Source organism: Bacterioplanes sanyensis, assembly GCF_014652515.1.
Classification (GTDB): Bacteria; Pseudomonadota; Gammaproteobacteria; order Pseudomonadales; family Oceanobacteraceae; genus Bacterioplanes; species Bacterioplanes sanyensis.
The window spans coordinates 130,161-144,078 of sequence record NZ_BMYY01000003.1 but is presented as its reverse complement, the minus strand read 5'-3'; the positions used below and the strand labels follow the sequence as shown (position 1 = coordinate 144,078).

Genomic DNA, 13,918 nt, shown 5'->3' with positions numbered 1-13,918 from the left:
ATGCTTGTTGAACAAACAGGTTTTTGATGCAGAGACTTTATTGACTTCTGTTAAGTCAGCAGCTGCTGGCAAGCACCAATGCCAGCCGTTCTATGTTGTTTGCTGTCGCGGAAAAAGCAGCTCAGTTTGGCCTTTAGCTGCTGAGCACTGCCCACCAGGCCTTTAAACTGGCTTTCAAACTGCTGCGTCATCACCAGCCAGTGTTGTGGATCAATGCCCAGCCTGAGCAACGCGGGTGGCAGGCCTTGATCAATATAACCGCGTTTATCATCGCGTATTTGTCTGCCTGTCCAGTCCACCAAGTCGATGTAGTCGGTTAACTGCATTGGGATGCCTTCCGGCATTTTTTCACGAGGGTTACCAGCGAAGTTAAATAGCTCAGGGACTTGTTGAAACGGATGATTGGGTGAACTGGTTTGCTGTGCTTTACGGCTACGTTTTTTGATCGAGGTATAATCAGATGTTTCTGGTGTTTTCGCCATGCCTGCTCTAATAGGGTTTAAATCCACGTAGGCCATGCAGGCAGCCAGTGCTTTTTCATCGAGCAGTGCCTGAGATTTAAAGCGTCCCTCCCAAAAATGGCCAGTACATTCGTCCTCTTCGTTGGCCATGCGCGCAATTTTTTCATTCAAACGGCGCATAAACCAGCTAATGGAGGTTAAACGCTCACGCCATTCGTTGGCGTACTTTTCAACTAATTGCTCTTCCACCGAGCTCAGCGCTTCACCTAACAAATAGCGTTGCGGGAAAAAAACAGACAGTCATGTGAAGAGAAGCACGGCTGTTTACTGCTGCATCCAGCCACTGGCGGCATTGAGCACCGTCTATCAATGAGTCAAAAAGTGATTTAGCTACCGAGAGAGAGTTTCAGACAAAGCTAACCCCTGCTTGTTGAAAAAACAGGTTTTTGATGCAGAGATTTTGCTGACTTCTGTTAAGTCAGTAGCTGCTGGCAAGCACCAATGCCAGCTGTGCTGACCACCGACAGTCAACACGCGCTACCGGTGGCAGAAAATGTGCTGAATCGAGCGTTTTCTCCGAGCGACAAAAATCGTGTGTGGACGACGGACATCACTTACATTTGGACCTTGCAAGGCTGGGTTTATCTGGCGGTGGTGATCGATTTATATTCGCGCCGAGTGGTGGGCTGGCATTTAGATCGCCATATGGAAACCGCGTTGGTCAGTCGAGCCCTGATGATGGCCATTAATTTGCGCCAACCGCCTAAAGGGCTGCTCCACCACTCGGATCGTGGCAGTCAGTACGCCAGTCATGCCTACCAAGCGCTGCTGAAACAGCATGGCATGGTGTGTTCAATGAGCCGCAAAGGAAACTGCTGGGATAACGCACCCACAGAGCGTTTTTTCGGCAGTCTTAAACGCGAGTGGCTAACGGGAAATATTTACGCGACACGAGAAGATGCCGTGGCCGATGTGAGGGAGTACATTGCCTATTACAACGCTCGCCGTTTACACACGACGCTGGGCGATGCAACACCGATTGAATTTGAAAAATGTGCTTAGAAATGTGTCCGGTTTGGGTTGACCACTACACCCAGCCACTGGCGGCCTTGAGCACCGTCTATCAATGAGTCAAAAAGTGATTTAGCTACCGAGAGAGAGTTTCAGACAAAGCTAACCCCTGCTTGTTGAAAAAACAGGTTTTTGATGCAGAGATTTTGCTGACTTCTGTTAAGTCAGTAGCTGCTGGCAAGCACCGATACCAGCCGTTCGGTGTTGTTTGCTATCGTGGAGAAAGCAACTTAGTTTGGCTTTTAGTTTCTGAGCGCTGCCCACCAGGCCTTTAAACTGGCTTTCAAACTGCTGTGTTATCACCAGCCAGTGTTGTGGATCAATGCCTAGCCTGAGCAACGCAGGCGGTAAGCTTTGGTCAACATGACCGCGTTTATCATCGCGTATTTGTCTGCCGGTCCAGTCCACCAAGTCGATGTAGTCGGTTAACTGCATTGGAATGCCGTCCGGCATTTTTTGACGGGGATTGCCAGCGAAGTTAAATAGCTCGGGGACTTGTTGGAACGGATGATTGGGTGAGTTGGCTTGCTTTGCTTTACGGCTGCGTTTTTTGATCGAGGTGTAATCAGACGTTTCTGGTGTTTTCGCCATGCCTGCTCTAATAGGGTTTAAATCCACGTAGGCCATGCAAGCAGCCAGTGCTTTTTCGTCGAGCAGCGCCTGAGATTTAAAACGACCTTCCCAGAAATGCCCAGTACATTCGTCCTCTTCGTTGGCCATGCGCGCAATTTTTTCATTCAAACGGCGCATAAACCAGCTAATGGAGGTTAAACGCTCGCGCCATTCGTTGGCGTACTTTTCAACTAATTGCTCTTCCACCGAGCTCAGCGCTTCGCCTAACAGATAGCGTTGAGTAAAAGCATTACCTTTGTACAGCCGGTGCCAGCGCTCAATCACTTCACGTACAGACCAGCTCGCAGCCTGATCCTGTGCAACATGCAGGACCACATGAAAGTGATTCGACATCACTGCATAGGCAGCGATGTCTATGGCAAAGACCTGGGCTTGCTCCAGTAGCAATGACTCAATCCAGCCTCGGCGATGCTCAAAGCTGCGCCCTTCCTGATCAAAGCCGCATAAAAAAGCACGCCGCACACAGCGTGAGACACAGTGATAATACGGCGTGGCCTCCAGAGAAACGAGTTCTTTGCGCGGTTTAGGCATGGCCGACTCCCAGTGAACAGGATCTGCATACAGCCTAGCCAGTAGATTTAGACGCTGCCATCAGGCAGCTTTCTTATCGTGACTGTCTCAGTCTTGGTCTTGGTCTTGGTCTTGGTCTTGGTCTTGTTTCGCTGGAGGCCTTGCTATGTATGGTGCCCGAGGCCGGACTTGAACCGGCACGACCGTGAAGTCGGGAGATTTTAAGTCTCCTGTGTCTACCAATTCCACCACTCGGGCTGAGTGTGCGCTTCCTGAGGAAATGAGCACAGAGTATGTGCTTTACGCAGAATGTGGAGGCGCGAGCCGGAATCGAACCGGCGTCAGCGGATTTGCAATCCGCGGCATAACCACTTTGCTATCGCGCCTGATTCATCATTTAAGATGAATTGGAGCGGGAAACGAGATTCGAACTCGCGACCCCAACCTTGGCAAGGTTGTGCTCTACCAACTGAGCTATTCCCGCGTTAGTGCTGCGCATTGTAATGATTGAGCTTGGTGCGTCAAGCGTTTTTTCTTACTTTTTAGGCACTTAGCCGCATTTTCTAAAAATCGATCAAATATCGAACGCCGCTTTAGATGCATTTAAAGCGGCGGCTTTTGGCAACAAGGACGCTTCACTTGGCTGAGTTGGGTTCAACACCAGCAGCCAAATGCGGCCAGGCCGCTTTCAGATACACCAGCATCGACCAAATGGTCAGTACCGCAGCGCCGTATATCAGTGCCAGGCCAATCCAGTCGAGCCAGGTGTGCAGCTCAGCGACCAGCAAAATGGTGATGGCCCCCATTTGCATGGCGGTTTTGACTTTGCCGACGTTGGAGACCGCAATATTGGCGCGCTTACCCAGCTCGGCCATCCACTCGCGCAATGCTGAAATCACAATCTCACGCCCGACGATGATGGTCGCTGGTATGGTGAGCCACAGCGAGGCATGAGACTCGACCAAGAGGATCAGTGCCACCGACACGATGAGTTTGTCGGCTACCGGGTCGAGAAATGCCCCCAGTGGCGTGGTTTGATTCCAGCGCCGCGCCAGGTAGCCATCGAACCAGTCGGTCACGGCAGCCAAACAGAACAGCCCTGCCGCCCACAGTTTGCCTGCCGGTCCGGCCCAGTAGTAGCACACCACCAGCAACGGAATCATCAGGATGCGGCTTAATGTCAAAATGTTGGGCAGGTTCATGCGGGTGATTACTCCTGTGGCTCGCCATGCAGGTGAGCAAAGATTTGTTCTGCCAGTTTGCTGCTGATGCCAGGCACGCGGGCAATTTCCTCACGTGCGGCACCGCTCATATTTTTCAGGCTGCCAAAGTGCAGCAGCAAGGCCTTACGCCGTTTAGGGCCAACGCCCGGCAAGGCCTCAATGCCCGAGCGCCCACGGCTTTTGGCGCGCGCCTTGCGATGGCCGGTAATGGCAAAGCGGTGGGCTTCGTCACGCACCCATTGCAACAGCCGAAACCCTTCATCGTGGGCATCGGGAATGATCGGCTGGCGATTGCCCGCTTGCCATAAAAATTCCCAGCCGGACTTTCGCGTCTCGCCTTTGGATATGCCAAAGGCTTGCACCTCATTCAGCTGCATCTCATCCAGCACGGCTTGGATGCGGCCAATCTGCCCTTGGCCACCGTCGATTAACAGCAAATCTGGGCAATCTTGTTGCTCACTCAAGCGCGTCAAATGGCGGCGTACCGCCTGCTCTAGGGCGGCGTAGTCATCGCCTGCCGCAACGCCTTTGATGCCAAAGCGGCGATAGCGCGATTTGTTCAGCCCTTCGTGGTCATAGACCACGCAGGAGGCGAAGGTAGCTTCCCCTTGCGCGTGCGAAATGTCAAAACACTCAATGCGCTGCGGCGTTTTGCTCAGCCGCAACAGAGTTTGCACTTGCGTCAATTTGTGGCGCGCTGCTTGAGCCGCTGAAATATGGTTTTGCGCGCCTGTGCGAGCATTTTCTTGCGCCATATGCAGCCATTGCCTTGGCTGGCCGCGCACGCCACGTACGTGACGAGCACGTTTTTGGCTTTCCAGCTGCAGCGCTTCCAGCACCACTGCCATGGCATCGGTGTCGATATCGGCGATGATGTCGCGCGGAATGCCCTCCGGCGCATGGCCACCGAGATAAAACTGGCTTAAGTATTCAGCCAGCAACTCGTCGTCATCCAAGCCGGCGGGATTATCCGGGAAAAAGTTCTGGCTGTTAACCAGTCGGCCGCGACGAAAACTCAAACGGTGCAGGCAACCTACGCCCTGCCAGTGCACCAAAGCCCAGGCATCGGCATCACCTTTGTCGGCATCCACATTCTGTTTTTCCTGAATGCGGCGTAATAAATCGATCTGGTCGCGCAGTTCGGCTGCCCGTTCAAACTGCAGCCCCTCCGCCGCCTGCTGCATGTCTTGTTGCAGCTCGGCCGTCAGCTCGCGGTTTTTGCCTTGTAAAAACAGTACGGCATGCTCGACATCGCGCTGATAATCGCTGGCGCTGATGTGACCGACACAAGGGCCAGAGCAACGGCGAATTTCATACTGCAGGCAGGGCCGACTGCGGTGGTTGAAATAGCTGTCTTCACAGGAGCGCAGCAAAAACAGCTTTTGCATATGATTGAGCGCTTCACGCACTGCGCCAGAGTTCGGGTATGGGCCAAAGAAGCGCCCACTGCCCCGGCGTTTGCCGCGGCGGTAGCTGAGCATGGGGTAGTCGTGCTGCGACAAATGCAAATACGGGTACGACCGATCGTCTTTGAGCAGAATGTTGTACGGCGGACGATGTCGCTTGATCAGCGTTTGCTCCAGCAACAGAGCTTCCGCCTCGCTGCCAGTAACCGTCACCTCAATGCGTGCGATACGGCTGACCAGCGCCACGGTTTTGGCATTGAGGCCGCGGGCACGAAAGTAGCTAGAAACGCGGTTTTTAAGGTGTTTGGCCTTGCCTACATACAACAGCTCATCGTCTGCGTCATACATGCGATAGACGCCGGCGCGACGAGTTAAATTGCTTAAAAAGGCCGGAATATCAAACTCGGACATATCCTCAACTGGTTGGGTTCACTAGGCCATGACGCATGGCCAGCAGTGCCAGCTCTACATCGCTGGAAATGTCGAGTTTATCAAAAATCCGGTAGCGATAGCTGTTTACTGTTTTCGGGCTGAGGAACAGTTTTTCACTGATATCCGCCACTTTTTGGCAGCCAACAATCATCAAGGCGATTTGCATTTCGCGCTCGGACAGCTCATCGAAGGGCGATTTTTGATCTTCTTGAAAAGGTTTTAAGGCCATGCGCTGGGCGATCTCAGGTGAGATGTATTTTTGCCCAGAACGCACTTTCATGATGGCGGTAATCATTTCGCTGGCGTCAGCACCTTTGGTGATATAACCCGAGGCGCCGGCCTGCATTAAGCGTGCGGCGTAGGGGTTGTCGTCCAGCGCGGTGACGGCAATGACGTGCACATCGGGATGGCTGCGTAAAATCTTGCGCGTGGCTTCCATGCCGCCGATGCCCGGCATATGGATGTCCATCAAGATGATATCTGGGGTGTCGTTACGCACCCACTGCACTGCATCCTCACCGCTGGCCGCCTGGCCGATCACTTCGATTCCCTTGCTGTCAGACAACAGACGCGAAATACCCGAGCGCACCAGCTCATGGTCATCAACAACAAGCACCCTTATCAAGTTTGACCCCTTGAAAATCATGGCCATCTGCATAGGCTTACTGCCTTGGCGACAACCGCTTTAGTTCTGCGTCATTTCACTATGACGTCATTATTATAGTCGGCAATATAGCAGACCCATTACAGCGGGTACATGCGCTTGCGTTGCCAGCTGTATTTCAATGGATTCAATAACTTACCAACTTCTACCACCCCTTCTTCTGGGTTATTGCGACGACTAAAGCCAAGCCTCTCTGCCAGACTCAGCATGCCGCGATTGTGGGGTAGGACGGTACCATAGATTTGCAGCACGCCGCGCTGCGTGAGGTAGTCGATGATGGTATCCATCAGCGCCCTGCCCAGCCCCTCACCGCGACAATTGTCATCAATGATCACGGCAAACTCAGCGGTGACGTCATCTGGGTCAATCCACACCCTAACAACGCCATACAAGGCTTGCTCGCGCAGGGCAACGAAGGCCATTTCACGGTCGTAGTCGATTTGGGTAAAGCGGGCCAGCTCTTTATGATCAAACTGGCGTCGCGCTGAGAAAAATCGCAGCCGTAGCGACTCAGGGCTCAAGCGCTGATAAAACGACTCCAACGCCGGCTCGTCTTCGGCGCGAATTGGGCGCATGACATAGCGATGTTCATTCGGACTGGTGTAGTGCGTTTCCAGCTCGAGTGGGTATGGCTGGATGGCGCTCTTGATCGATACCCCCGTTTCGGCTGCCACACCAATGGCCAAGTAGCGACCGACTTGCTGGCGTATGGCGTTCACCTCCAAACCCGATAGCCAAGGGTGGTTTAGCGCAATGTGCGACAGCGCCACCAGCCAGCGCTCCAGCGTTACCAGTTCGCGCTTGATATCCTCCGAGCGCTCGCGCAGTACCTGATAAAAATGGCTGCGCTTAATCAGCTGCTTGGCCAGGTTGGCATTTAACGGCGGCAAGGCAACTTGGCGGTCGGACAAAATATCGGCGGTGGTGCCGCCACCACCAAAAAATAAATACGGTCCAAGCTCGCTGTCGCGGCCGATACCAAAGGAAAACTGCAAGTTATCCATGGCGCGGTGCATGGTTTGCAGGGTATAGCCCAACACCGGGCTGTCGGGAAAGGTCTCGTGAATCTTGGCTTCTAAGCGGTCGGCCGCTGGCGCGATGTCTTCTACTGTGTGCAGCTCGCGCGCCACGCTACGCAAACGCTCGCGCGGGTTGGCGCCGTAAGCAAACGGGTACAAGTAACGCTGATGGTGTACGCGCAATACCCAAGGCCCTGGCACCTGCTCTGCCATGGCCTGAAACTCTTTGCGACTGCGAAAGAAACGGCTCTCGGCATAGGGAAAGCCATAGGCTTCCAGCAAACGCCAAGCGTCATTGGGCGGCAGGAAGTCGCCCGGTCGATGGTGCGAGCGAATTTCTTCACCCAGCTCACGACAGGCGCTGGACATGGGGATTTCCAGGCTTTGCGGCGTCTCTCGCAATAAATCCTGGGTGCGCTGATGTTGCACCATGTACATGTACGACTTAATGGCATTGTCGGGCGTATCGAAGGTGGGAATGGCGTGACGATCAAATAACTCGCGCGCCCGCTCGACGGAATACTCGCCCATCCAACTGGTGAGAATGGTCTTGTTGCTGTTTTTCGCCACTCGCACCAGCTCTTCGGCATTGGCCAGCGCATCAGAGCCCAGGCTGGGAATGTAGATCACCAAGACCGCATCAACCTGACGGTCGCGCAATAGCGTGGTCGTCACAGCGGCCAGCTGCTTGGGATTTAATTCTGGGTTGAGCAGTACTGGGTTATCGGTGCGCACATACTCTGGCAGCAAGCCGCGCAAATGGGTGCGCGTTTCGTCGCTGAGCTCGGCCAGCTTGCCCTTGTCATGTCGCAGCCGATCGAGCCCCAAAATAGCCGGCCCGCGACCATTGGCAATCATTGCCAGGCGCGGACCAAACCCCTCGCGCCGCCGCGACAAAGCATCGACACAATCGAACAGCTCGTCCGTTGCTGAGACCCGCAATACCCCTGCCCGCGCCAGGGTTTCATCAATGAGTTGATCACGGCTGATTAAGCCTTTCGGTGTAGGTATGCGATTGAGCGGACTGTCGGCAAAGCGATTGCTTTTTACCGCCAACACCAACTTGTGTCGCGACGCCGCGCGCAACGCGCGTAGCAAAGCTTTGCCCGAGCCGATTTCATCCAACTGAATCAGCAAAGTACGCACATGCGGCTCTTGCACTATGTAGTCAATGATGTCGGCAAGACTAACGTCTTGGCTTTTGCCCAGCGTTAGCACATGAGAAAAACCGATGTTGCGACTGTAAGCCCAATCCATAACGCTGGAAGCCAACGTGCCAGACTGGCCGATGTAAGCAATGCTGCCTTTGCGCACCGGCACATGCAAAAACGACGCGTTTAGCTGACGACCAGGCACAATAACGCCCAAGCAATCAGGCCCAAGAATGCGCATGCGCGTTTGTGCAATCATTTGCTCTAGGCGCTCAGAGCTGGGCCGAAATTGCCATGATCGCGCTCGGGCAATGCCTCCCGTCAACACCATGGCGGCTGCTACGCCCAACTGATGCAGCTGCTTAAGGATCTTGGGCACTGTTTCAGCTGGGGTACAAATAATTGCTAACTCAGGCGTGAACGTCAGCTGACTGATGCGCGACAGTGCGTTCAAACCAAACACAGAATCATAACCGCGCGAGTTAATCGGTATGATGTCACCGCCGAAATGATTGTCGAGCAGGTTGCGTACAATGGCACCGCCCAAACTGCCCTCGCGCTCAGAGGCGCCAATCACGGCGATGCTTTTGGGGTTGAAGAAGTGCTCTAGTGAACGAGTACCCATAGCGCGTCGGTGTCCTTTAGCTGCCGGTTAGAATCAGGCTAGAGCGCGATCTGCCTGCTGGTCATCAGTGTCGCCATCTGTGATGAGATCATCATGACCCATGACAAGGTCGAGTGCGATCCGCCCTGTTTGAATGCATGTGTGCGCCCTGCATCAGAGCCACATTAAAAACAGTACAGGCCACAGGTGGCTGCCGCTGCATCATAGCCGAGTACGCCCATTGTCGAATAATTTCTGGCTTTTTAAAGCCTTGGCAGGCCAGTACACTGTCACAAAACAGGAATGTTATGCCCTATGTCGACCGCTTATTTTTGCTTTCACCAGCATTTTTCTCACGCCACTGGCGACGATCATCCGGAACACGCTTTGCGTATCACTGCGATTGAAAATGCCTTGCATGAGGCGGGTACTTGGGAGCAGCTGACGGTGTGCGAAAGCGGCCCCGCCAAGCGGGCTGATATCTTACGCGCCCATAGCCCGGGCTATGTGGAGCAGCTGGACTTAATTCAGCCACAGCATGGCCGCATTTATGTCGATGAAGACACGCCCATGTCACCTGGCAGCCTAGAAGCCGCGTACCATTCCGCTGGCGCTGCCGTGGAAGCCGTTGATGCCGTGTTGCGCGGCCAATTTCGCAATGCTTTTGTTGCCACCCGTCCACCGGGGCATCATGCTGAGCACAAACGCAGTATGGGCTTTTGCTTTTTTAATAACGTTGCCGTCGCTGCCATGCGAGCAGCAGAAACCCATCATTTGCAGCGCATTGCCATTCTTGATTTTGATGCCCACCAAGGCAACGGCACCATTGATATTTTGCAAAATGACGTGCGTTTTTTGCTGTGCTCTACCTTTCAGCATCCTTTCTACCCATACAGTCATTACGAAGCGAACAAATACAACAATCTGGTCAATGGCTACTTGCAAGCGGGCGCTGGCAGCCGTGATTTTCGCGACACCATCCTCAATTACTGGGCCGAGCCGCTGCGCCGCTTTGCACCGGAGCTGATCATTGTTTCAGCAGGCTTTGATGCCCACCGAGAGGACCCAATGGCAGAGCTTTGCCTAGAAGACGACGACTATCGCTGGATTGCCCAATGGATCAGCAACTTCACCAATGCGCGGCATACACCTTGGCTTGCCATTTTGGAAGGTGGCTACGACATGAATGCCCTAGGGCGCTGTGTGAACGAGTTTATTGGCGTTATGCTGGAGCAAGCTTAAAAGCGCCACACTTACAGTCTGGTAACACTAGGTACACAGCCCGATACAAGTCGCTACGCAATGGCGATAGGAAATGACGCTCACCGAGTGCATCTTGTCACTATCTGCACTGGTGGAGATGTAGGGTGCCTCAACCTAGCCTTCAATCACTCAAGAATGTATTGGCAAGACCAAACGTGGTGACTCGCATTGTTAAGCTCGAATGGCTGGCAGTGGCGCTGATGACGATTTGGTGCGGTGGCGTGCTGGCACTGGCGCTGCTCAGCGTCTTGCGCTGAGGCCCGACGCTAGCAATAGGCGAAAAAAAAGCCGACTCAAACGAGTCGGCTTTTTGCAATATGGCGGAGGGATAGGGATTCGAACCCTAGATAGGCTATTAACCTATGCCGGTTTTCAAGACCGGTGCTTTCAACCGCTCAGCCATCCCTCCAAGCGATGCTGCGCATCATACCGAACGCAGCCTTAGCGTCAACACTTTTTTAATCAAATCAATGTGATAGCGGCTTTTTGCCGATTACAGGTTGCGCTAACAGCAGCAGTGCCTATCATCGGCAGCATCATCAGCAGGCAAGCATTTCATGGCGACATTGACTCTATTGATACGACGTAGCCCATACATTGGGCATGGACATCAGACGGCGCTGGCGTTTGCATCCGCTGCATTAGATGCCGGCCACGCTATCAAACGGGTGTTTTTCTACCAAGACGCCGTCTTGGCCGCTATGCAGCAGCAGCCGCCACAAGGGCAAGCGGCTATTTCACAACAGTGGCAATCCCTAGCCGCTCGCGGTGTCACATTGCAAGTATGCATTGCCAACGCCCTTCGTCGAGGCGTGGTGGATGAACGTGAAGCGCAACGTTACGATTGCCAGGCTACCCTAGCCCCCGACTTTGTGCTAGCCGGTCTGGGCGAAATGGCCAGCGCCAGCGAAGACAGCGACCGCATCGTGGAGTTTTGATGGCCATACTCACCCTCATTCGAACAGCCCCTGCCATAGACCCTGAACCGCTGGAGCTGGTGATGGCGCTGGCGGCCTTTGAACGCCCGCCGGTAGTGGTGTTTGCAGGCCCAGGCTTAGGCTGGCTAAACCCGCAAGCCAGCGCCTTGGTGGTGGGCGGCAAGGCTCCTGCCAAACTACTGCGCAGTTTGCCTATGTACGATTGCGAGCGCATTTATTATCTAGACAACGATGTTGCACCGCATGTGCGCAAGCAACTGTCTCCCCTAGCCAGTCCAATCGACGCTGTGCAGCTGCAACAACTGATTGCGCAGGCTGAGCACTGTTTGAGCTTTTAGTCATGACCTTGCACTTACTTTTTTCCGCCCGACCTGAAACGCACCAGCAAGTTTTACAATGCCTCGGCCCCAACGACGCCATCGTGTTGTTGGAGCAGGCATTGGCTTTGACCTGTCAGACCAGTGTGCGTTATTTCGCCCGACAACAAGACAAAGAACACACTGGGCTCTCGCCTGATAACGTCGAGTGGCTTAGCGATAGCGACTGGATACAATTAACGTTAACCGCTGAACGTACATTGAGTTGGTTTGACTGATGCTAGAACTCGATAATGACGGCTTTTTAAAGCACTTAAACGATTGGAATGAAAGCGTTGCCGTAGAGTTGGCACAGCAAGAAGGCATCGAGCTGACAGCGGAACATTGGGAAATCGTACATTTGCTTCGACGCTTTTATCAGGAGTTTGATATCTCTCCCGCCATGCGGCCATTAAGCAAATACATTCGCGCCGAGTTAGGCGCCGACAAAGCCAGCAGTATTTATCTACTGCGGCTCTTTCCCGGCAGTCCGGCCAAAATGGCAGCCCGCATTGCAGGGCTGCCCAGACCAGAGAACTGCTTGTGACTTAAACGCGGAACTGCCCCGTCACCCGATGCAGCGTAGCGGCAATGCTGGTAAGCGACTGACTCGCCGTCTCCACTTGCTGGATGCTGGCAAGGGCAGCTTCTGAGGTATCACGTATACCGGTGACGTTTTCTAGGATGCTGGCCGCAGCTCGGTCTTGCTCTTCAGTGGTGGTTGCAATGCGCATATTCATTTCAGAGATGGATTCCACCTTATCAGTGATGCTGGCCAGGCTGTCGTTGGTTTTGGCCGCTTGCGCAACACTTTCTTCAGCATGAGACTTGCTGTCCGACATGGCTTTAACCGCCGAGTTGGCGGCTGACTGCAGCTTTTCAATGACACTTTGAATTTCTTGGGTGCTGTCTTGGGTGCGCGACGCCAGGGTACGCACTTCATCCGCCACCACGGCAAAGCCACGGCCCTGCTCGCCTGCCCGCGCCGCCTCGATGGCGGCATTCAGCGCCAATAAGTTAGTCTGCTCCGCAATGCCTTTGATCACGTCCAAAATCGCAGCAACGTTGCCGGTGTCAGCCTCTAACTGGCGAATCACTTCACTGGCACGATCGACTTCTTCGGCCAAGCTGTTGATGGTAGCGACGGTTTGGTTGACCACATCGCGACCGGCCTTGGCCGAACTGTCGGCATCGTAGGCGGCCTCGGCGGCGGAGTTGGCACTACTGGATACCTCGCGCACACTGGTCACCATTTCTTCGACCACCATAGACACCTGCTCAGTCGCCTGATTCTGGCGCTCAGACACCTCAGCCGTTTGGCTTGTCAGGTTGCGCAAATCCACCGATACAGAGCTCAATGGCTGACTGGCCTCCACGATCTCGCCGATGCTAACGTGAAGCTTATCAACAAACTGGTTGAACCAGTCCACTACTTCGCCAATTTCATCTTGACTGGTTTTTTCAATCCGCTGTGTCAGATCACCATCGCCGCGGGCTATGTCTTTTAAAGACCGCAATAAGCCAGAGAGTGATTGACCAATACTGCGCGCGGTGCTCCAAGCCACCACCATCAAGATGAACAGTGTCGCTAACACGACGGTAACACCAAGATTTAGAGCCTCTTGCACGGCTTTGTTAGAGTCGGATACGGTTTGATTAAACGCAGTGACCGCCGCCTCGTTGTAGGCCCCCATGAGCTGACGGCTGTTGCTCAGTTCACGATTCATGTCGCTAATGGCACTACTGATGCCGGACATATCCGCCGTGCCTTGCACCATGCCTTCAGATACACCTCGCGCTGCACGGTAATAGCGCTCAAATACAGCTGCAGCATTACGGCTATCAGTCGCGGCTTCGGGCCATAGGTCTGCCATCACATCAAAGCTGCTTTGCATGTCGTCACGCAACTCATCGGCTGTGCGAACAAAATCCATCTCACCCGTGCTCACCGCAGTCGACAATAACTCTTCGATGCGAGCAAGGCGCACCAAATTCGCTCGTGATTCCTGAACCAAAGGGAAATAGCGCTGCTGGATGGTGTTGAGGCGCTCTGAATTGGCTTGATTGATGCTGGTATTAATGGCCAGGTTGACCAGAAAACCAACCACAGCCACTGCAGTTAACGACAGTATTTTGGTTTTTATACTAAAGGCATTGAGCAGAGACATAGCGGTTTCCATTACACAG

The 13,918-nt window shown here is 53.8% G+C and carries 12 protein-coding genes, 4 tRNA genes and 1 pseudogene; 6 read left to right on the top strand and 11 right to left on the bottom strand.

The annotated features are described in order from the left end of the window. Positions 1-50: 50 nt before the first annotated feature. Positions 51-734 (bottom strand): transposase, encoded by a 684-nt coding sequence (locus IE090_RS06570; protein ID WP_229815536.1) that lies wholly within the window; start codon positions 732-734, stop codon positions 51-53. A gap of 243 nt (positions 735-977) precedes the next feature. Here IE090_RS06570 and IE090_RS06565 point away from each other — a divergent pair. Continuing rightward, positions 978-1,523, top strand: a pseudogene (locus tag IE090_RS06565) (IS3 family transposase); the annotation flags it as partial. 168 nt (positions 1,524-1,691) lie between these two features. Here IE090_RS06565 and IE090_RS06560 read toward each other — a convergent pair. From IE090_RS06560 to IE090_RS06525, 8 genes are all read right to left on the bottom strand, one after another. After that, positions 1,692-2,696, bottom strand: coding sequence for a transposase (locus tag IE090_RS06560; RefSeq protein ID WP_189387563.1), 1,005 nt, complete (start codon positions 2,694-2,696; stop codon positions 1,692-1,694). 150 nt (positions 2,697-2,846) lie between these two features. Next, positions 2,847-2,933, bottom strand: a tRNA-Leu gene (locus tag IE090_RS06555). Between the two features lie 54 nt (positions 2,934-2,987). After that, positions 2,988-3,061 (bottom strand) — tRNA-Cys (locus IE090_RS06550). 22 nt (positions 3,062-3,083) lie between these two features. Then, positions 3,084-3,159: transfer RNA gene (locus IE090_RS06545), tRNA-Gly, on the bottom strand. Between the two features lie 151 nt (positions 3,160-3,310). Further along, a complete protein-coding gene (pgsA, locus tag IE090_RS06540) occupies positions 3,311-3,877 on the bottom strand; it encodes a CDP-diacylglycerol--glycerol-3-phosphate 3-phosphatidyltransferase (protein WP_189387562.1) in 567 nt (188 codons plus the stop codon). Between the two features lie 8 nt (positions 3,878-3,885). Next, entirely contained in the window at positions 3,886-5,715 is a 1,830-nt protein-coding gene (uvrC, locus tag IE090_RS06535) for an excinuclease ABC subunit UvrC (protein ID WP_189387561.1), read from the bottom strand. Between the two features lie 4 nt (positions 5,716-5,719). Then, entirely contained in the window at positions 5,720-6,361 is a 642-nt protein-coding gene (uvrY, locus tag IE090_RS06530) for a UvrY/SirA/GacA family response regulator transcription factor (RefSeq protein ID WP_189387560.1), read from the bottom strand. Positions 6,362-6,480: 119 nt separating this feature from the next. Continuing rightward, positions 6,481-9,195 (bottom strand): bifunctional acetate--CoA ligase family protein/GNAT family N-acetyltransferase, encoded by a 2,715-nt coding sequence (locus IE090_RS06525; protein WP_189387559.1) that lies wholly within the window; start codon positions 9,193-9,195, stop codon positions 6,481-6,483. A gap of 294 nt (positions 9,196-9,489) precedes the next feature. Here IE090_RS06525 and IE090_RS06520 point away from each other — a divergent pair, with 294 nt between their 5' ends. Next, complete coding sequence (locus IE090_RS06520; RefSeq protein ID WP_189387558.1) at positions 9,490-10,416, top strand: histone deacetylase family protein; 927 nt, start codon at positions 9,490-9,492, stop codon at positions 10,414-10,416. A gap of 339 nt (positions 10,417-10,755) precedes the next feature. Here the strand turns inward: IE090_RS06520 and IE090_RS06515 are convergent. Beyond that, positions 10,756-10,846: transfer RNA gene (locus IE090_RS06515), tRNA-Ser, on the bottom strand. A 148-nt stretch (positions 10,847-10,994) separates the two neighbouring features. On the opposite strand from IE090_RS06515, the gene tusD reads away from it, so the two are divergent. From tusD to IE090_RS06495, 4 genes are read left to right on the top strand one after another with little or no spacing between them, the layout of a single operon-like run. Beyond that, positions 10,995-11,375 carry a sulfurtransferase complex subunit TusD gene (gene tusD / locus IE090_RS06510; protein WP_189387557.1) on the top strand — a complete coding sequence of 127 codons (381 nt, stop codon included), beginning with the start codon at positions 10,995-10,997 and terminating at the stop codon, positions 11,373-11,375. Then, positions 11,375-11,713 carry a DsrE family protein gene (locus IE090_RS06505; RefSeq protein ID WP_189387556.1) on the top strand — a complete coding sequence of 113 codons (339 nt, stop codon included), beginning with the start codon at positions 11,375-11,377 and terminating at the stop codon, positions 11,711-11,713. Before tusD ends, IE090_RS06505 begins: the two co-directional genes overlap by 1 nt. A gap of 2 nt (positions 11,714-11,715) precedes the next feature. Then, entirely contained in the window at positions 11,716-11,970 is a 255-nt protein-coding gene (locus tag IE090_RS06500; protein ID WP_189387555.1) for a hypothetical protein, read from the top strand. Beyond that, the gene (locus IE090_RS06495) at positions 11,970-12,278 is read left to right on the top strand and encodes a TusE/DsrC/DsvC family sulfur relay protein (protein ID WP_189387554.1); all 309 of its coding nucleotides are present in this window, start codon (positions 11,970-11,972) and stop codon (positions 12,276-12,278) included. The genes IE090_RS06500 and IE090_RS06495 overlap by 1 nt, the downstream gene beginning before the upstream one ends. A 1-nt stretch (position 12,279) precedes the next feature. Here IE090_RS06495 and IE090_RS06490 read toward each other — a convergent pair whose 3' ends face one another. Continuing rightward, the gene (locus IE090_RS06490; RefSeq protein ID WP_189387553.1) at positions 12,280-13,899 is read right to left on the bottom strand and encodes a methyl-accepting chemotaxis protein; all 1,620 of its coding nucleotides are present in this window, start codon (positions 13,897-13,899) and stop codon (positions 12,280-12,282) included. Positions 13,900-13,918 lie beyond the last annotated feature (19 nt).

Excerpts from the sequence above, each read along its gene's own strand:
- IE090_RS06500 (WP_189387555.1), top strand. The coding sequence starts at position 11,716 with ATGACCTTGCACTTACTTTTTTCCGCCCGACCTGAAACGCACCAGCAA.
- IE090_RS06560 (WP_189387563.1), bottom strand. The coding sequence starts at position 2,696 with ATGCCTAAACCGCGCAAAGAACTCGTTTCTCTGGAGGCCACGCCGTAT.
- IE090_RS06490 (WP_189387553.1), bottom strand. The coding sequence starts at position 13,899 with ATGTCTCTGCTCAATGCCTTTAGTATAAAAACCAAAATACTGTCGTTA.
- IE090_RS06505 (WP_189387556.1), top strand. The coding sequence starts at position 11,375 with ATGGCCATACTCACCCTCATTCGAACAGCCCCTGCCATAGACCCTGAA.
- pgsA (WP_189387562.1), bottom strand. The coding sequence starts at position 3,877 with ATGAACCTGCCCAACATTTTGACATTAAGCCGCATCCTGATGATTCCG.
- IE090_RS06495 (WP_189387554.1), top strand. The coding sequence starts at position 11,970 with ATGCTAGAACTCGATAATGACGGCTTTTTAAAGCACTTAAACGATTGG.
- IE090_RS06525 (WP_189387559.1), bottom strand. The coding sequence starts at position 9,195 with ATGGGTACTCGTTCACTAGAGCACTTCTTCAACCCCAAAAGCATCGCC.
- IE090_RS06520 (WP_189387558.1), top strand. The coding sequence starts at position 9,490 with ATGTCGACCGCTTATTTTTGCTTTCACCAGCATTTTTCTCACGCCACT.
- uvrC (WP_189387561.1), bottom strand. The coding sequence starts at position 5,715 with ATGTCCGAGTTTGATATTCCGGCCTTTTTAAGCAATTTAACTCGTCGC.
- tusD (WP_189387557.1), top strand. The coding sequence starts at position 10,995 with ATGGCGACATTGACTCTATTGATACGACGTAGCCCATACATTGGGCAT.